This window comes from Bacillus sp. (in: firmicutes) (assembly GCF_031983925.1).
Taxonomy (GTDB): domain Bacteria; phylum Bacillota; class Bacilli; order Bacillales; family Bacillaceae_G; genus Bacillus_A; species Bacillus_A pacificus.
In genome coordinates, this window is sequence record NZ_DALYZR010000008.1 from 159,843 (window position 1) to 177,632 (window position 17,790).

Below are 17,790 nucleotides of genomic sequence, written 5' to 3' on the forward strand. Positions count from 1 at the left end.
ATTTTTTGATTTTTCTATGCAGTAGACTGCTAAAAATACCCTACTGCATAGAAAGATACTCTAATCCACTTCCATTACATCCCTAAACTTAAAGATTCTTTGATTACGAAAAGCATCAGTACAAGTAATCGTCTTATTTAATGGATTTATATCAGCTACTGTTATGTAATTTTTATATAAATAGCCATTTTTATAATATGTAAGTAAAACCTCTTCTTCACCTAAATATGAAATTAACAGCTTATTCTCAATCCTTTCTTTTGCATCTTGCGTTAAAATTGGACGAGGGATTTTTGTTTGCTCCTGTATCATTTCTTTAATACAAACGAACTGCTCTGGCATACTGGCAAACGGTTGCCACTTTACCATCTCTCTTCCTTTTGGCATATTAGCATTCATCACGATTTATGTCCTCCTAATAACGTGTTTCTATATCTTGCTGTTGCGACGCTTGTGTAAGAAATTCCACGTAAAATACTGTTCTTACCAAATCGTGTTCGAATTTCGTCCATAACTTTCGTTAATCGCATTTCTTTTTCTCTTTGTATAATGTTATCGAAAAGCGAAATTTGCTCTTCCCCTTCATTTATTAGATTTGTTAAGGAAAGGCTTACCGATCGAATTGGTTCTCCTGTATGCCGCTCGTATAAAAAATAGGTACAAACATTATAAATATCCATCGTTAAATTTGTTGCTCTATTTAATGTATTTGCCTTTTTTATTCCCCCTCCATATTCCTTACTGTATCCAACTGAAAAATGAATCGTTTGCGCATATTTCTTTTCTCTTCTCAATCTGTAGCAAACTTCTTCTACATGCTCTAATAAAATAACGATGAACTCTTCTATCGAATAATCACGAAATAATATTTGGCTTTTCGCTATAGATGTTGTTGCTGGAACGTATTTTTCTGCTATTCTGCTAAAATCAATTCCGTTACTATGTAGATGTAATTCTTCCCCTATTACACCGAATGATTGCTTTAAATACCTCAAAGGATACTGCGCTAAATTTCCAATCGTATGTATACCTTTTCGATTCAATTTCATTTCTGTTTTATACGATATACCCCAAAATTTACTGAGCGGTCTAATGCTCCATAACTTCTCGGGTATATCGTCATACGTCCACTGCACTATTCCATCCCTATTCTTTTTCGCCTCAACATCCATCGCTACCTTACTCAATAATAAATTTGGACCAATACCAATCGTACTTTCAATCCGTGTACGTTCATATATTTCTCTTTTAAACTTTAATGCAAACTCACGCGGATTACTCGCAAACAAATGAATACTCGCGGTCATATCCATGAAAAACTCATCGATACTATATTGATGAAAATCTTCCGGCGCAACATACTGTAAGGCTAAACTGGTTATGTAAGTCGAACATTTCATATACGTATGCATAATTGGATTCACAATAATAATATCTGGCCTCTTCGGTATTTCGTACAACCTTGCCATTTTCTTAACTCCTAACGCTTTAAGTGGCGGTGTTGCCGCTAATACAATGGACCCACTCCTGTTTACATCTCCTACAACAGCCAATTTTGTATATCGTGGATCAAGTCCTTTTTTAATACATGACACGCTTGCATAAAAGCTACGAAGATCTACACAAAGAATAATACGATTCGGTAAAAGCGAATAATCATACAAGGTTATCACTCCTAACAAAGAACGTTTGTTCTTATTATATACGAACCTACGTTCTTTTTAAAGGTATTTCTATGAAAATTTTGGTTAAAATAACCGTTATTACATTCAAGAAAAATTATAAAAATCTTCCCTCTATTCTTGAGAACTTTTTCAGTACTTAAAAATGTAAATAGATAAAAGGAGAAACAACTTCATTCTTCGTGAATAAGCACGGTATTTTAGGGACCATTCTTTGGTATTCAAAAAGGCTTGTATGTAAATAGATATTTTCATAGTAGCAAGATACCTATATAAGAAAGACTTATTTCGAAAAATAGTACTATTTAGCAGTGCTTTTTTATAACAATATCTCGAACAGACTATCATGAATCATAAATTGAATACATCGGATACATTAAAATTATAGCCTTTTTTTGAATTTTAAAAAAAGCCAACAATTTTCTCTAATCGAATCTCTAATTACATAATTTTGTACGAGAAAGGAATTGAATTTATGCACAACTTTAATTTCATTTGCGAACAATTTGCTACAATACTTAAAGGGAAAAGTAAAATAAGTCAAGGTGGTTGTTCGGTGTCTTTTCACCGCGATTTTAGAGTACTTGTACAAGGAAAACAAAGTACCTATGTAGTACCCGTCGGAGTAAGTTTTGAATCGTTGGATCAAAATGGTAATGCATTAAATTTAGGCGAAATTGCTATTCTACAAGAAGAGATTCCTGCATTTATGAAATCAATTGTACAACAAGGAATTATTGTAAGTGCTTTACATAATCACTGGCTGTACATGAATCCCTTAATTATGTATATTCATATCCAGTCGATAGAGCCCCCATTACATTTTGCACAAAAGTTAGCCAATTCTTTTTTGTCCTTAAGCAGCTATCCTATCGCTAATAATGAGGGGCAATGATTGGTGTTTAGGGTAATTACATTTTCTATATGTGTGAACATAATAAAATGATTTCACTTTGTGCCCAAAAGTAAAAAAACTACCTATCAAATTTTTAGATAGGTAGTTTTTGAATCTATTAAAGTAAAGTACTCTACTATTTTATAAAATACTATTCTCTAAACAAAAATACAGATTCTCAATTCACTGTGGCTTGCTTATCCCATATATTCCTCTAAAGTTAGTTTTTCCTTATATATTTTTTCAGCAACCTCTCCTATATAGCGTGAATATGCCAAGGCTCATACACATAACCAGTTATATTTCCCTTTGAATAACGAATGATGTACCCTGCCCAATGCGCATTTTCTTTCATCCATTGTTAAGCCTGTTTTATGTTTGCTATGTCCCGTTTTTTCAAACAAAGACTCCCTGTACGTTCAGGATATCAACTTTTGTTTACTTCACTTTTTTTCTACACTCTGCATCTAGACGGTATATCCATTGACCACGGTAAGATTTATTTCAAACCCACAAAAAATAGATTACCTGTACACGAAAAAGTATAGCGTACAGGTAATCTATTTGTTTTTGAGATTAATAAAAAACTAATTTATTTTTTGAATTCTTCCATCAATAACAGACTGAATTGGTTCTTTTGATTTTTTTATATAATCTACTAATGCTTCAAAATCAGTTGGTCCTGTTTCAGCATCTTTCCCGTTTTTAAAGGATACAAATCCATCTCCACCTGAAGCTAGAAATGCGTTCGCAACGACGCTGTAAGTTTTAGAAGGAATAATTTCTTCTCCATTTGTTAGGCGCACACTTGTTACTTTTTCTCCATTAGGTTTGTTTGCATCCCAAGTGTATTGGATCCCTGAAATTTGAAGCATTCTTGTTATGTCTTTTTGCCATTGTTGATTTAAAATATCACGAATATCTTGACCCGTTAAATTTACTTTTATTAATTGATTTCCGAATGGTTGAATACCATATATCTCTCCCCATGTAATATCACCAGCATCTAAGTCATTACGAATACCACCAGGATTCATAAGTGCAATTTGAGATTGCATTGTTGCACGCTGGGCATCAGCAACTAAATTTCCAAGAGTAGATTCACCAGCCGTATTTAGTTTGCGATCTAGCGGAGCAATAGACTTACCTACAACTTCATTAACAAGAGGTGCGATTTTTGCTTGATATTTCTCCATCTTCTTCTTTATTTTTTTATCAGGCTCTATGCCTTCATGGTAAGTTGTAACAATTTCTGCTTTTTTCTCAACAATATCTTGTGTTTTACGATCAATCTTTACATCAACATCAGCAAAAGCCATACCGTAAGAATTTGCTTGTACGACAAGTTTATTATTAACAGTTCCATTTACATACGTGTGGCTATGCCCACCAAAAATAACATCGACTTCTGGATCAGTCTGATTTGCTAATCGGACGATATCACCATTTGTTACGCCGTTCCCATCTGTTGTACCTCCGTTATGCGCAAGAACAACGATAGATTTAACGCCTAGTTTTTTTAATTGCTTTACGGATTTGTTAATAGCTTCAACTTCATCTGTAATTTCTACATTCTTTAGCATAGTAGGCATAACAAGGTTAGGCACATCCGTTGTTACGACTCCGATAAATCCAACAGGAACTCCTTGTACCTTTTTTATAGTGAATGGTGGTAAAAATAAACGACCAGTGGATTTATTATAGAAATTTGCGGCAACATATGGGAATTTTGCACCTTTAAATTTCCCTGTTTTCTCATGGTATCCACCATAAATAAGGCGGTTCATTTCCTCAACACCTTCATCAAATTCATGATTTCCTATCGTTCCAACATCGAATTTCAAATCATTTAGAAATTCAATGGTAGGTTCGTCTTGTAATAATGCTGAAACAGGAGTACTTGCTCCAACAACATCGCCAGCATGTACTTTTAATGTATTCGGATTTTGTTTTTCACGATCACGTAAATAAGCCCCTAAGTACTCGATTCCCCCTGCATCTTTATTGTTAATTTTTTTTACTGTGTCTAGTTGCCCATGAAAATCGTTAATACCGAGCATTTGTACATCTATGTAGCGGTTTGGTTCTGTACTTGCTTGGGCTGAAGGCACAGCGAATACACTAGTAAAAGTAACTGTACTTATTGCTAAAGCAACTGGAATGATTTTTTTCAACATAAAATTTCTCTCCCCTAATTAAAATCTTACATAATACAATGTTATTTTAATATATTAAGAGGATTATTTCTATAAAAATTCTACTAATTATAAAAATTAATAAGATTTTATTATTTCCCAACAAAACACTATTTACTCAAAAATGTGAGGATGTAAAACGACAATTTTAAGAAGGAAATGATTATTTGTAGGCTCTATCCTACACTTTTGGATTAGGATATAAAGGCCCCACTCAACTTAAGAAAATTCACTACCCAAAATAAGAAAATGTGCATTTCTTTGTTTTGAAGATTCTTCAAAATATTATCTTGATAGTAATATAACAATACTTCTAAGAGACTAAAAAACTCTAATCCATACATGTTAGCTGTTAAGAAGCATATTCAATCCAAAACTAATGGATATTTATAAACCTAACTCAATATCACCATTTAAAAATGAATAAAAATTTCATTATGGAAGATTTCGATTCTTTAAATTGATTACAGTGGTGCACTACGCCGCATTCAAAAAGATGCTCCTGGATTTATCCAAGAGCATCTTTTTAAATGCTTTATTTTACTTGTTTATAATTTATCAATTAACAATTATATAGTTGTAATCAGTCCTTTAAAAATAATAGGAGCGCTTCATTAAATTCTTTAGCATGCGTTGCATTTAGCCCATGTGGACCACCCTTTATTAACGATACTTTAGAATTAGGAATTGCTTCATGTGTTAATTTCCCACTATATTCAAATGGTACAGTTGCATCAGAGTCTCCGTGAATAATAAGAGTAGGTATATTAAACTTCTCCAAGTCTTTTCTAAAATCTGTCTTACTAAAGGCGGTAATACAATCAAGCGTTCCTTTAGGTGATGCACCGGCTGCAATATCCCAATTATATAAACGGAATGGCTCACTAACTAAATCTGTTCGATCACCAGCCGCGAAAAATCCCTTAGTAAATTCATCAAGAAATGCAAGGCGGTCATTTATCACACCACTTTTGAATGTTTCAATTGTTGCATCATCTAAGGCCCCTTCAGGATGATCCTCTGATTTGTATAAATACGGAGGAACTGCCCCAGCAAAAACAGCCTTTTCAATACGATCTGTTCCATACGTACTAATATACCGGGCTACTTCGCCTCCACCCATAGAAAAACCAACAAGTGTGACATTTTGAAGCTCTAAATGTTCTAATAGTTGATGTAAATCAGAAGTAAAGGTATCATATTCATACCCTTCCCACGGCTGAGATGATTGTCCAAATCCTCGACGATCATATGTTATAACTCTGTATCCAGCCTCAACAAGAGCGGGAACTTGGTATTCCCAAGATCGACCACTTAACGGCCAACCATGAATGAGTACAACTGGTTTTCCTGTGCCATGATCCTCATAATATATCTCAATTGGTGCTTGATTTTCGGTTCCTACAGTAATTTTTGCCATTGTCCTACCTCCTTTAATATGTATCCTTTTCTTCAATAATCAGGATAAATCTCATAACCTATTTATGCCCATTTATATTGTGAACTCTATGTATGAAACTCTACTGTTTCGATGCATTCATTTTCTGTTTATGGACGATTCCCCATCTCCTACCTTTTTCATCACGAAGTATTTGCTGAACACTCCTCCTGTTCAATTCTAATAACAAAAATAGGTGACTATCAATATCATTCTATCTATAGAATGTATAGGTAAAATCAATCTATTTTACAGTAAAAACAACTATAGTTACGAACTATACAAATTATAGATAATTCAGAATTGATTAATGAATCAGTTTTCAAATACTATAAATTTGTATAGCGCTTCATGTTCCGTGAATGCTGCTATAACCAATATTATTGGTGAGCTTAGTTATAAACGAAGAAATTTATGATAGTATTCGACTATTTAAACTTTCTTCGATTACTTAATTTTTAGGAGGAATACATAATGACTGATCTCTATTCTCGTATTAACAAAGATGATGCTATCGTGCTTTTAGTAGATCATCAAACTGGTCTTATGTCCGGACTAGTACGTGACTATGGTGTTGATGAATTCAAGAACAATGTTTTAGCTCTTGCTCATACTGCTAAGTTTTTTGATTTACCAGTTATTTTAACAACAAGTTTCGAAAACGGGCCTAATGGACCTTTAATGCAAGAATTGGTTGATCTCTTTCCTCATGCACCAAAAATAGCTCGACCTGGACAAATTAACGCATGGGATAATGATGATTTTGTAAAAGCAATTGAAGAAACTGAAAAAAAACAACTTATCATCGCAGGTGTAGTTACGGACGTTTGTGTTGCTTTCCCGGCACTTTCCGCTATAAAAGCTGGCTATGAAGTATTTGCTGTTACTGATGCTTCAGGAACTTTCAGCAAACAAGTTGCAGATGCTGCCAATACGCGTATGGCACATAATGGTGTACAACTTATGAACTGGTTTAGCGTAGCTTGCGAATTACAACGCGATTGGCGCAACGATGTCGAAGGTTTTGGCAATTTGCTTGCTAGTAATCTTCCAGGCTATCAAAATATAATTGGAAGCTATAGAGGAGCTCAGCGAGATCTTAGTAAACAAAATGCATAAATGTATCTCAAGGAAATAGCTTTAAATCACCTTTTTTAAAGTAGATAGTATAAATTTAGTGCTGATTAAATCAGCACTAAATTTAAATTAAAAAGTATAGTAGAGCTTCAATTGACAGAAGATACATTACTTTCAATAAACAATTGAAAAAGGAGCGTTTTATTATGAGTAATTTAGAATTGTTAAATCCGGAGAACAGTGCCTTAATTTTAATTGATTTTCAACCTCAAATGACTTTTGGAGTTGCAAGTATTGATAGACAAACATTGATTAATAACGTTATGCTACTTGCTAAATCAGCAAAAACTTTTAACGTACCTACTATTCTTACTACAGTTGAAACACGTAGCTTTTCTGGTTATTTTTGGCCACAAATTCTTGATATATTCCCAAACCATGAAATTATAGAACGTAGTTCAATGAACTCTTGGGAAGATCCGAAATTTGTTGAGGCAGTTAAAGCAACCGGTAGAAAGAAATTAATATTTGCAGCACTTTGGACTGAAGTTTGCCTTGCATTCCCTGTGCTTGAAGCAATTAAAGCTGGCTATGAGGTATATGCAGTTGATGATGCTTCAGGTGGTACTAGTTTGACAGCACATAACGCTGCTATGCGTCGTGTAGAACAAGCTGGTGCAATTCCAGTGACAGCCATTCAAGTTTTACTTGAATACCAACGTGACTGGGCACACAAAGACACTTATGATGCTGTAATGGAGATTGTAAAGGAACACACTGGTGCTTATGGTCAAGGTGTAGAATACGCATATACTATGGTGCATGGCGCGCTTCCAAGCAGAAAAATATGAAACAAGAAGGCGTAACTGTCGAAGAGACTCATACAGAGAACACAATGGATGCTACTGATCCAGTAACAACGATTGTTACATGGGAAATTCAACAAGGGAAAGAAAAACAGTTTGAAACATGGAGACATGAAATCGAAGCTGCCGCTACTAAATTCCCAGGACATTTAGGCGTAAACCTAATAGTCCCAAGTAACGAATCCAGAGAGTATACTGTTATTTTTCGCTTTGATACGTATGAGCATCTACGTGCTTGGCAACAATCAGATGTTCGCCGAGATTTGTTAAAAACGGCAGAACAATTTCAAGTTACTAATCCAACTTACAAAACTGAAAGCAGTTTGGCTTATTGGTTTGTTACTCCGAAAACACCAGTTCCACCGCCAAAATGGAAAATGTCTATCGTTACCCTTTTGGGTGTATGGCCTCTTAGCATGTTAGTTCCTAAATTGATAGGACCTATTATAAAACATATGAATCCTATTATGTCGGCTTTTTTTGTTTCTGTATGTATAGTGTCCTTGCTATCATGGGTAGTTATGCCGATTTTCGGTAAATTATTTCATCCATGGTTACAAAATAATAGGAAGTAGACGAGGTGTGAATATGAATGTACCGGATATGATTTTATATAACGGAAAAATTACTACCCTTGATCCCTCTCAACCTGAGGTATCTGCTATCGCCATAACTGATGGTTTAATAACTGCAGTCGGTGGATATGAGCTTCTTAATAGTGCCACAGAAAAAACAAAAAAAATAGACCTTAAAAGAAAAAGAGCTATTCCAGGCCTGAATGACTCTCATATACACGTTATTCGTGGCGGTCTTCATTATAATATGGAATTACGATGGGAAGGTGTGCCTTCAATTGCCATTGCTCTTGAAATGCTCAAAGAACAGGCAAGGCGTACACCTGCTCCTCAGTGGGTAAGAGTAGTTGGAGGTTGGTCTGAATTTCAATTTAAAGAGAGACGGATGCCAACTTTGGAAGAGATTAACGCTGTTTCTGAAGACACCCCTGTCTTTGTGCTACATCTTTATGATAGAGCACTTGTAAATCGTGCAGGGCTTCGTGCACTGGGATACACAAAAGATACCCCAGACCCTCCAGGTTGTTTAATTGAGCGAGATAAACGAGGTAATCCAACGGGTCTTTTAATTGCGAATCCTAACGCTTCTATTCTTTATTCAAGTTTGGGTAAAGCTCCCATACTTAATTTTGACGATCAGATTAACTCAACTCGCCATTTTATGCGCGAATTAAATAGATTAGGTATTACAAGTGCCATTGACGCAGGTGGCGGTTTCCAAAATTACCCTGACGACTACAGAGTTGTTGAACATTTAGCCGAGAAGGAACAATTAACTTTACGTATTGCTTATAATCTATTTACACAAAATCCTAATCATGAATATGAAGACTTTGCTTCATGGGCAAAAATTGTTTCTCCAGGTCAAGGAAATGATAAGTATAAAATGAATGGTGCCGGAGAAATGTTAGTATTCTCTGCAGCTGATTTTGAAAAATTTCAAATGCCACGGCCCGAACTAGCTACGATGATGGAAGCTGACTTAAAGAAAGTAATTTCTCTATTGGTGGAAAACCGTTGGCCATTCCGTTTACATGCAACTTATGACGAATCAATCACACGTTTCTTAAATGTATTTGAGGAAGTCAACAAAGAAATTCCTTTTAATGGTCTACGATGGTGGTTTGACCATGCAGAAACAATCTCAGATCGTAGTATGGAACGTGTTAAGGCTTTAAATGGCGGTATTGCCATCCAAGACCGCATGGCTTTTCAAGGTGAATACTTTGTTGATTTATACGGAAAGGAAGCTGCAAAGCGTACTCCTCCGATTTATCGGATGTTAGACCTAGGTATACCTGTTGGCGCCGGTAGTGATGCAACTAGGGTTTCCAGCTATAACCCTTGGGTTGCTCTTTACTGGATGGTTGCCGGAAAAACCATTGGTGGGCTTTCCATATACGATAAAAAAAATAAACTTGATAGAAAAGTAGCCCTGGAATTATATTCAAAAGGAAGTGCGTGGTTCTCTGGTGATGAAGGTAAAAAGGGGACCCTTGCAGTAGGTCAGTTTGCTGATATTGCTGTATTGTCTGCTGACTACTTTACTGTGCCAGAAGAAGAAATTAAAGACCTTGAATCATTACTCACAATTATGGGCGGGCAGGTTGTTTATGGAAATGATGAATTTAAAAATTTATCACCTGAATTGCCGCCAGCATCACCTGATTGGTCACCGACGGGAGTTTATGGTTATGGTGGCGCTAACCTAGCCCACACTATACTTTCTCACAATTCTCATGATAACAAGTTACATAGTTGCAGTAACCCTCTCCATCAACACACTCATACCGTAATAGGAAAAGATGGAACTAAATGGGGTATTGGTTGTACTTGCTTTGCTTTCTAAGTCAAAACCACCGGTATAATGCCGGTGGTTTTCTTTCTACAATAAGGATATGTAGATTCAAAATAGCAATGTATATCCATAATGGGACTATACGATAAGAGCGAAGAGTTGATTGATTAACTTGACTTGTTTTTGACAGCCTTCTCTTCTTGTAAAGTCCGTCCTTTTTTCCTTAATTAAAAGTCAGTGGTATCCCCTTTTGATCGACCACACCATACATATAAATCCACTACCCTTTGACTTTAAAATAGGTCTCATCTCAAGACGTATAGATTTTTTCAATTGTTACACTAAAATCATTATTATACTAATACCTTTTGAGGGTTATTTAACTTCTGCATAAAGATACGTGCTGCAAAACTTAAAAATTTATCGTCAAAGTGAATAAGATTAATATCTTGCCTTGGTGTTGGATCAATAATACGAACTATACTCAAAGTATCATTATTAACAAAATCAACCAGTGAAAGAGGTATTATGGCAACCCCATGACCATTGTATACAAGGCTCAATAGAGAAATAGAAGATTTTGTTTCTATATTTGCTTTAGATAAAGATAACCCTAAACTCTCACAATATATTTTAATAGATTCACGACAACTACATGAAACCATTATTCTACTCAGTCCTACTAATTCTCTAAAAGAAACAAATGATGTTTCATTCAAAGGATGTTTTTTTGGAATGACAAGGACAAGCTCTTCGCTATACAAAAGGGTACTTGTTAATGTGTCTGGAATTTGAGCACTACGCGTGATGCCTATATCAATATTTTTATCAACGATTTGATTTACAGCAACTTCGGATTCTATAATTTTTACAACGATGTTGGGATAATGTTGTTGAAACTTCATAATATAAGGTGTTAAATAAGTGAGGTCCTCCAATAAACCTCCTATAGTAATTACACCTCTTTTTACACCCTTTAATTCAAAAATTTCATTATAAACGTCATCAAATTGTTGCATGATAAATTTTCCTTTATCAAATAGCAGCTTACCCGCTTCTGTCATTTTGATACCTCTTCCAACTCGATGAAACAAAGGTGTATCAAGTTCACCTTCTAACACACGGATTTGTTGACTTAAAGTCGGCTGTGAAATACCTAGAACTTCCGCAGCTTTAGTAAAACTATTATTATTACAAACTTGAATAAAGTACTCTAAATGACGTAATTCCATTCTTGATACCCACTCCCACTCTCCGCTTTATGAAAGATTTATAATGAAAAGGACAATATGTATACGTTATGCATAACAACTATCTTTCCTACTATATCAATTGCAATTACATAATTTCTTTATTTTGTACTACAATACATTTACTACTATTTCTTAATTTTCCCTCCTATTTATTTAATTTATATTTAATTAGGATATTACTAAACAGAAATAACATCTAAAAACTTACACTTTCTGTGCGTAATATCCTAACTTTTTCAACTGTTTACTTATCATTTTTTCTCAATATAATCCAAATTACCAAATATTTGCCGAATCCCCTCTTTATGCTGAGGAAAAATTAGTGTCACCAATTCAATACTTTCTGAAATAATTAATGCATACGTGACACGGCGGTCTTTAGGACATGGTTTCACCTCTTCTTTTCCAACCTATCCACTACATACGTGATACAAAAACTTGCAAGTAATATTTTGTCCCCAATTTTTTTATAGGCTGATCAGCTTTACTGTATAGTAGCTCAAGCACTGCAAATTCAGTTACATTAAGTCCATAAATTTTTAGATCCTTTTCAATACATTTAGTGATTGGCTGTAATTCCCTTGATAATATAACAAATAACTTTAAAGATAAGCTCTCATCGTTAATCACGCTCGCAATTACCAATCCTTTACAAATTATCTTGAATTCGAGATTTATTATATTATCGTCAAAATATTATGTCAATCATTCATTTTAGCTTGATCAAGCCACTTATAATTTATTTCTCAACATAAGACATATGGAATTAGAAGAAAACAATTGCTAATATATAAGTATCTCAATTACGTTATTTCTTTTAAAGAGAGCTTGTTTTTAATCGCAAGTTCTCTTTTTCCATATTCTAAATTGGATTCGAACAAATTTCAGATGATGAGTCTGTCCCCATGTATATGCTATAGTTTTTAAACAAAGATTACTAACCATATATCTATCATATTTTTTATAAACAGGATTAATTAGATTTAAAAAAAGACTTCTTTTTCTTTACTCGTAATAAATCACCTGTCCATCCTTTGACTCGCATATACAAATACATACCCCCTGTTGTAAAAATAATAAATAAGAGAGCGATTAAATAGCTATATTTCCATTCCAGTTCAGGCATATATTTAAAATTCATCCCCCACAATGCTCCTAAAGCCGTCAAAGGCGTACTTACAGCAGTTAATACAGTAAGAGCTTTCATAATTTCATTCCCACGATGAGAAGAAACAACTTCTTGTAAATGAATCATCGTGTCTAATTCTTCTTGGTATTCTTTAACGAGTTGTAATCCACGCTCTAATTTTACGTGTGTTTGTTTATAGCAAAGGGTGTTTGTTAAGTTTTCTAACCAAGCTTCCTCCAAGCCTTGTAACACTTCTTGTATTAAGCGAAACACATGTGTGTTCATAAATAATTCATGACGAATATGGTAAATTCTTTCTAAAACTGCTATGTTATTATGATGATAAAAATCCCATAACACATTTCTGAAATTGTTTTCAAAGTAGTCAACCTTTCGTAAATAGTGAGATATAAATATTGATAAGATCGCACATACTCCTTCAGCGGAACTATTACAATTTTTTATACTCATAGGGAAATTATGTATTAATTTTTGGAAATCCTCTTCCTCTTTTTCCTGGACCGTTATCAGTATTCCATGAGCTACGAAATAATGAAGAAAGTTTTGGATTTTGGCGTCCTTTTTATCTTGATCATATAAAAACGAACCATATACACAAGTTTGACTTGGTGATAACGTATAAACATATAATCCATTTTCACAAGGAGAACTTATTTTTTTTACAAATTGAGAGAAATAAGATGTTACATCACGAGGGATTATAGAAGAAAGTTTTTCAAGTTCACTAGTTTTCACATGATACCAATCCCATTTCGGCATTTTTATGCATTCCATATTATTCTTCCTTTCTGAATAGTTTTATGTTTGATCAAATAATATCCGTAATATGAAATTTATATGTAGGTATTCATGTCTTGGAGGAAAAGTTTTTAGATCCTCTAAATTACAAACTAATATATAGGAGGTCTTCTTCTGTTACAAGGAAGACCCCCTATATATTAGTTATTTGTATTCTCAATTTTAAACATTTCCTCTATACAAGTACTTTTTATCTTTTCTTATTGATATGTGGAAAAGAAGCCACATACTTTGGCGCGTCTATTCAACGAACTACATTCCGGTCGTTATTATAATTTAGATTCATATGCAGATTGATTGGTGATGTCGTCAAATACTTGACTTCCAATCATGTAGTATCCATGAAGTGCAGCCTCTTTCGAAGCGTCTACTATACGGAAAGAAGAAATTTCATCTTGCATTTTTTCAATTCGTTTTTTGTGGAGATCTACTATTCCTCCTGTCCAAATAATAGTGTCATACTGGTCTAACTTAAATTGTTCTTGTAATACACGTATTACGTCTTGGAAGTGTGTATCCAACTCTTTTTGAATCAAAGTATGAACCTGACTTGTCTGAGGATTTTCTTCTCGATCCCCATATCCTTTTTCTAATATGTTTGGCATGTCGTTAATATGCAAATGATCACTTTCCCCTGCATGATTCTGCACGATATTCTTAATATTTTTCAAAGGCTTGCTACATCCTAGTTCCGTCTCATAATGATTTAAAATGACATTCTGTTTCATATCTGTCATTTCTAATGTACGAAATCCACCATCAATAATTAAGATACGATCTCGTTCCTGAATAATTCCCTCTTTTAAGAAATAGGCATGTAAAGCGACTGGTTGCTGAAGAATCAAAGCATTTTCAACCGTAATATTTATAAATTTCCCATCAATTTGTACGGAAGTTTCTTTTTTTAGTGCACGTTGTAATTGCTCATGCTGACTACCAAAATAAGTAACGGGAAGCCCGGTAACAACTAAAGGTAACACGACATTTTCTTTATAATCCTTTGCAATGCAACCAAATATTTGTTGTTTAAACTGTTCGCTTTCATAATAATTTTCTATTTCTTCGTCAAATGGAGGAAGAAATGAAGCGTCAGATTGATGCGCTTCATTTCCCATGTAGTATGCAAAGTCTAAGTCTATAAAACTTACCTTTGTTAAATCTTCACTTTCAGCATGATTAGGTACAGGGGCTAGTGTGGAAGCTTCACTCTTAATCGTCACCTCAGAATCTACATCCTGTCGATATGCCCGCTTGGTAAAGCCAATTCCTACATCAATTGCATACAGAGATTTCATACTTTTTTCCTCACTTTCTCTTTTTAGAATTAAATCTAAGCACTCTCTTCTTTCCCTTCTTTCATATATTTCTTTTCATTTTTCGTTTTCTCCCCGTCTAAGTCCTTACTATTTTCATTTATTTCGTAATCCTTTTCATCTTTTTTCTTTTTGTTATTTTCGTTTTCTGTTAAATCTTTAATGGTAGAAATGACAACTGGTGTGGCTGTAAGCAGTTGTGGTAATGTTTGTTTTGCAACATTAGCTGCAGTTACAGAGAATTGTTTACTTGTCTCAGTTACCTTCTCTAATGTTTCCTTTATGTTCCCTTCTTGTAGTTTTTCTTTTACGTTTTTTCCTTTTGTTTGTATAGCTTTCCGATTTTCTTTTTTTAATAAGGAGACCATGATTCCGGTCGTAATCCCAATCACAGCATATTTAAATATTGTATGTTTCATTTTTCTCACCCTTCTCCACTTTTATTTTCTTCCATGCTACAACCCAAAATAATTAACTTATCTATTTATCAAATGTTGCAATCTATTAGAGAGAATGATAGTTTTGCGGCTGCCTATCACTCGCCGTTGGTGTTTCAGCTGTTACTAGAAGTAAAATTCTCCCTTGATCTAATTTTTCTTCATATAAATTAGCTTCCTCCTTCGACAACCCCATTTCTTCCATTTGATTTCGAAGTTCGTCCCCTTTTTTGGAGAAAAAGTTGATAATACTTGTTCCCAATCCTTGTTCTTTTACTCCAATCGTATTTGTGTTTGTATCATCCGCAATCTTTTTTGTTAGATATTTTTCATGTGTTAAGACGTAAATGTCATCTTGGCGAATCCCTTGCAATTCTAGCTCTTTTACTTTCATAACTACTTCCTGTTCATTTTGATATTCATGAACAACCGGTTTTCTTTCATTCTTATGCATGGTATTTTTCCTCCTTTAGATTTTTTTTTTTTTTATTTAGTTGTTATGTAATATGTAATACACCTATTTTAAAGATATTAAACCTAAATTTTCAAAAAATTAACGCGATAGGTTATTACTGTTTTTCAATATTAACGAGATGTCACGAGCACTTTCCTTTGATAGCAGTGTTACAAATAACGATTTGTTTGGAAAGCAAGCCCATTGTTTTATAGAAAATTTCTATTAAAAAAAGTTATAAAAGGAGTACAAGATATTTTTTTCGTTAATTAAATCAAAGGAAAATAAAAAAAGCACTCTTTTTAAAAGAGTGCTAAAAAACATATAACCTAATAAAAATGAAAATATACAAACTTTGCATAAAAAAATGATTTTATAGCCTCGTTTTAATATCCATGCCCGCTTTGCCAACCACCGTGTCCACCTTGCCAACCACTATGTCCGCCCGGCCAACCACCGTGTCCACCTTGCCAACCACCGTGTCCGCCTTGCCAACCACCGTGTCCGCCTTGCCAACCACCGTGTCCACCCGGCCAACCACCGTGTCCACCCGGCCAACCACCGTGTCCGCCTTGCCACCAGCCTGCATAGCCTTGTCTCTGTGAGCTCATTCCTTCGCATCCCTTCTTATTAAAAATTCAAATACTGTAACTGGGTATTCTCTAAATATAATTATGTATCCCAAAAATAAATGTATCCGCAAACATCTCGATTATCGGTAAAGTAATTATCTAATAAAAAAACATTTATTATTGCAAATCTAAGCTCTTTTTTTACTTTTTTAAAAAATTTTTACTATTTTATTAGCATACTTTTTAGATTCAATTTCATCATAGTTACTTAGTATTACAACAGACAAATCATTACTTGGGATCATTTTTCAACATTATATCAGATTCCATAGCTGTGCTTTAGTTATACAAGAAAAAACGATACTTCACTATTGAAGTATCGCAAAAAACCATTTACTTACATTATTATGACTATAACCCTATCCGGTATTAGTTACTCACCTAAAATTGCAACGGGGCTAAACGATTCATAATGAATCAATTCCTTTTCTATACTGTGTTCTTTTAATACTGGAGCCGTCGACTGCACAATTTGTATTGTTTTCTCGTCAATCATAAATGGTACATCCCTTCGTATACAATGTTTTTATAAAACATTGGCATTATTTGAAATTCACCTTTCGCAATTTCATTTTTTACTTTCCACTCCAGGATATCTTTTTTTAATTCTTATGGATCTAAACTGATCCAATAGTGATTCTGGTGCAATTGCTCTGAAGTTTTCACACTAGAACCTTCTTATTTACGCATTAAAAAATGTTACTTTTCCTATACTTAAAAATAAGTAATTTAACAAGAGGAGAAACGATTATGAAAAAATTTGTAATTTACATAATAGGAATAGCTCTTCCTATATACTTACTACCTTTCATATTACGCGGGGATTTAGACAGATTTAATCCAATTGCTGAAGAAAAAAATGTATACGCCGTTGCGAAGGGATATGGCATTCCAGATTATCATCATAAAGGAAGAGCTGTGTACTCACTAAAAGGTGTTGATGAATTAAGCAATGAAACAGAATATAAAGTTGGAACGAACACACCTAATGATTTTATAAGAAAAACTTACTTGAAAATTCATGTAAAAGGAAAGTATGTGTATTCTTACGATATTATCGCTGAAGAGGATATTCCGGACAAAATAAAGGGGCAATTGTAATATAATATATAGAACTTCAATCTTTCACAAAAAAGTTTGATTATTTCCTAGCTATGCTATTCCAAAATCGCACCGTTTTCCCACATAATGATTTACATTAATTGGCACCATTTTAAATCCTGAAAA

17 protein-coding genes and 3 pseudogenes are annotated in these 17,790 nt (G+C 34.1%); 7 read left to right on the forward strand and 13 right to left on the reverse strand.

Going from position 1 to position 17,790, the window contains the following annotated elements:
* Positions 1-60: 60 nt before the first annotated feature.
* Both RTP99_RS20800 and RTP99_RS20805 read right to left on the reverse strand, forming a co-directional pair.
* A complete protein-coding gene (locus tag RTP99_RS20800) occupies positions 61-402 on the reverse strand; it encodes a YolD-like family protein (protein ID WP_000980464.1) in 342 nt (113 codons plus the stop codon).
* Positions 399-1,664, reverse strand: a complete 1,266-nt coding sequence (locus RTP99_RS20805) for a Y-family DNA polymerase (protein WP_000272633.1) — start codon at positions 1,662-1,664, stop codon at positions 399-401. The genes RTP99_RS20800 and RTP99_RS20805 overlap by 4 nt, the downstream gene beginning before the upstream one ends.
* A 493-nt stretch (positions 1,665-2,157) precedes the next feature.
* Here RTP99_RS20805 and RTP99_RS20810 point away from each other — a divergent pair, with 493 nt between their 5' ends.
* Positions 2,158-2,577: a DUF1259 domain-containing protein gene (locus tag RTP99_RS20810; RefSeq protein WP_000551409.1), complete on the forward strand. Its 420-nt coding sequence runs from the start codon at positions 2,158-2,160 to the stop codon at positions 2,575-2,577.
* 197 nt (positions 2,578-2,774) lie between these two features.
* Here RTP99_RS20810 and RTP99_RS20815 read toward each other — a convergent pair.
* The 3 genes and pseudogenes from RTP99_RS20815 to RTP99_RS20825 all read right to left on the reverse strand — a co-directional run.
* A pseudogene (locus RTP99_RS20815) lies at positions 2,775-2,938 on the reverse strand (D-alanyl-D-alanine carboxypeptidase family protein); the annotation flags it as partial.
* A gap of 226 nt (positions 2,939-3,164) precedes the next feature.
* Positions 3,165-4,754 carry a bifunctional metallophosphatase/5'-nucleotidase gene (locus RTP99_RS20820; RefSeq protein ID WP_000913757.1) on the reverse strand — a complete coding sequence of 530 codons (1,590 nt, stop codon included), beginning with the start codon at positions 4,752-4,754 and terminating at the stop codon, positions 3,165-3,167.
* A 601-nt stretch (positions 4,755-5,355) separates the two neighbouring features.
* Positions 5,356-6,192: a bromoperoxidase gene (locus RTP99_RS20825; protein ID WP_001074322.1), complete on the reverse strand. Its 837-nt coding sequence runs from the start codon at positions 6,190-6,192 to the stop codon at positions 5,356-5,358.
* A 492-nt stretch (positions 6,193-6,684) separates the two neighbouring features.
* On the opposite strand from RTP99_RS20825, the gene ycaC reads away from it, so the two are divergent.
* From ycaC to RTP99_RS20845, 4 genes are all read left to right on the forward strand, one after another.
* Positions 6,685-7,329, forward strand: coding sequence for an isochorismate family cysteine hydrolase YcaC (gene ycaC / locus RTP99_RS20830; protein WP_000131205.1), 645 nt, complete (start codon positions 6,685-6,687; stop codon positions 7,327-7,329).
* Between the two features lie 164 nt (positions 7,330-7,493).
* Positions 7,494-8,138 carry a hydrolase gene (locus RTP99_RS20835; RefSeq protein WP_000067162.1) on the forward strand — a complete coding sequence of 215 codons (645 nt, stop codon included), beginning with the start codon at positions 7,494-7,496 and terminating at the stop codon, positions 8,136-8,138.
* Positions 8,135-8,728, forward strand: coding sequence for an antibiotic biosynthesis monooxygenase (locus tag RTP99_RS20840; RefSeq protein ID WP_000806865.1), 594 nt, complete (start codon positions 8,135-8,137; stop codon positions 8,726-8,728). Before RTP99_RS20835 ends, RTP99_RS20840 begins: the two co-directional genes overlap by 4 nt.
* A gap of 13 nt (positions 8,729-8,741) precedes the next feature.
* Entirely contained in the window at positions 8,742-10,577 is a 1,836-nt protein-coding gene (locus RTP99_RS20845; RefSeq protein ID WP_001102412.1) for an amidohydrolase, read from the forward strand.
* Positions 10,578-10,879: 302 nt separating this feature from the next.
* Here the strand turns inward: RTP99_RS20845 and RTP99_RS20850 are convergent, their stop codons facing one another.
* The 6 genes and pseudogenes from RTP99_RS20850 to RTP99_RS20875 form a co-directional block, all read right to left on the reverse strand.
* The gene (locus RTP99_RS20850; RefSeq protein ID WP_000423193.1) at positions 10,880-11,758 is read right to left on the reverse strand and encodes a LysR family transcriptional regulator; all 879 of its coding nucleotides are present in this window, start codon (positions 11,756-11,758) and stop codon (positions 10,880-10,882) included.
* Between the two features lie 225 nt (positions 11,759-11,983).
* Positions 11,984-12,409 (reverse strand): annotated as a pseudogene (locus RTP99_RS20855) (MarR family winged helix-turn-helix transcriptional regulator).
* A gap of 343 nt (positions 12,410-12,752) precedes the next feature.
* Positions 12,753-13,703, reverse strand: a complete 951-nt coding sequence (locus tag RTP99_RS20860; protein ID WP_000388884.1) for a magnesium transporter CorA family protein — start codon at positions 13,701-13,703, stop codon at positions 12,753-12,755.
* A 293-nt stretch (positions 13,704-13,996) separates the two neighbouring features.
* Positions 13,997-15,022: a ParM/StbA family protein gene (locus RTP99_RS20865; RefSeq protein ID WP_000839461.1), complete on the reverse strand. Its 1,026-nt coding sequence runs from the start codon at positions 15,020-15,022 to the stop codon at positions 13,997-13,999.
* Positions 15,023-15,057: 35 nt separating this feature from the next.
* A complete protein-coding gene (locus RTP99_RS20870; protein ID WP_000683206.1) occupies positions 15,058-15,459 on the reverse strand; it encodes a hypothetical protein in 402 nt (133 codons plus the stop codon).
* Positions 15,460-15,544: 85 nt separating this feature from the next.
* The gene (locus RTP99_RS20875; protein WP_000549437.1) at positions 15,545-15,931 is read right to left on the reverse strand and encodes a YflT domain-containing protein; all 387 of its coding nucleotides are present in this window, start codon (positions 15,929-15,931) and stop codon (positions 15,545-15,547) included.
* A 118-nt stretch (positions 15,932-16,049) separates the two neighbouring features.
* On the opposite strand from RTP99_RS20875, the pseudogene RTP99_RS20880 reads away from it, so the two are divergent.
* A pseudogene (locus tag RTP99_RS20880) lies at positions 16,050-16,204 on the forward strand (acyl dehydratase).
* A gap of 113 nt (positions 16,205-16,317) precedes the next feature.
* On the opposite strand, the gene RTP99_RS20885 reads toward RTP99_RS20880, so the two are convergent.
* Positions 16,318-16,542 (reverse strand): hypothetical protein, encoded by a 225-nt coding sequence (locus tag RTP99_RS20885; protein WP_312367352.1) that lies wholly within the window; start codon positions 16,540-16,542, stop codon positions 16,318-16,320.
* Between the two features lie 394 nt (positions 16,543-16,936).
* Positions 16,937-17,059, reverse strand: coding sequence for a flavoprotein (locus RTP99_RS20890; protein ID WP_000564623.1), 123 nt, complete (start codon positions 17,057-17,059; stop codon positions 16,937-16,939).
* A gap of 254 nt (positions 17,060-17,313) precedes the next feature.
* Here RTP99_RS20890 and RTP99_RS20895 point away from each other — a divergent pair, with 254 nt between their 5' ends.
* Complete coding sequence (locus RTP99_RS20895) at positions 17,314-17,664, forward strand: YxeA family protein (protein WP_312367354.1); 351 nt, start codon at positions 17,314-17,316, stop codon at positions 17,662-17,664.
* Positions 17,665-17,790: the final 126 nt, after the last annotated feature.

What these genes read in the sequence shown, in the direction of transcription:
- RTP99_RS20810 (WP_000551409.1), top strand. Translation starts at nt 2,158, where the DNA reads ATGCACAACTTTAATTTCATTTGCGAACAATTTGCTACAATACTTAAA.
- RTP99_RS20820 (WP_000913757.1), bottom strand. Translation starts at nt 4,754, where the DNA reads ATGTTGAAAAAAATCATTCCAGTTGCTTTAGCAATAAGTACAGTTACT.
- RTP99_RS20825 (WP_001074322.1), bottom strand. Translation starts at nt 6,192, where the DNA reads ATGGCAAAAATTACTGTAGGAACCGAAAATCAAGCACCAATTGAGATA.
- ycaC (WP_000131205.1), top strand. Translation starts at nt 6,685, where the DNA reads ATGACTGATCTCTATTCTCGTATTAACAAAGATGATGCTATCGTGCTT.
- RTP99_RS20835 (WP_000067162.1), top strand. Translation starts at nt 7,494, where the DNA reads ATGAGTAATTTAGAATTGTTAAATCCGGAGAACAGTGCCTTAATTTTA.
- RTP99_RS20840 (WP_000806865.1), top strand. Translation starts at nt 8,135, where the DNA reads ATGAAACAAGAAGGCGTAACTGTCGAAGAGACTCATACAGAGAACACA.
- RTP99_RS20845 (WP_001102412.1), top strand. Translation starts at nt 8,742, where the DNA reads ATGAATGTACCGGATATGATTTTATATAACGGAAAAATTACTACCCTT.
- RTP99_RS20850 (WP_000423193.1), bottom strand. Translation starts at nt 11,758, where the DNA reads ATGGAATTACGTCATTTAGAGTACTTTATTCAAGTTTGTAATAATAAT.
- RTP99_RS20860 (WP_000388884.1), bottom strand. Translation starts at nt 13,703, where the DNA reads ATGGAATGCATAAAAATGCCGAAATGGGATTGGTATCATGTGAAAACT.
- RTP99_RS20865 (WP_000839461.1), bottom strand. Translation starts at nt 15,022, where the DNA reads ATGAAATCTCTGTATGCAATTGATGTAGGAATTGGCTTTACCAAGCGG.
- RTP99_RS20870 (WP_000683206.1), bottom strand. Translation starts at nt 15,459, where the DNA reads ATGAAACATACAATATTTAAATATGCTGTGATTGGGATTACGACCGGA.
- RTP99_RS20875 (WP_000549437.1), bottom strand. Translation starts at nt 15,931, where the DNA reads ATGCATAAGAATGAAAGAAAACCGGTTGTTCATGAATATCAAAATGAA.
- RTP99_RS20885 (WP_312367352.1), bottom strand. Translation starts at nt 16,542, where the DNA reads ATGAGCTCACAGAGACAAGGCTATGCAGGCTGGTGGCAAGGCGGACAC.
- RTP99_RS20890 (WP_000564623.1), bottom strand. Translation starts at nt 17,059, where the DNA reads ATGATTGACGAGAAAACAATACAAATTGTGCAGTCGACGGCTCCAGTA.
- RTP99_RS20895 (WP_312367354.1), top strand. Translation starts at nt 17,314, where the DNA reads ATGAAAAAATTTGTAATTTACATAATAGGAATAGCTCTTCCTATATAC.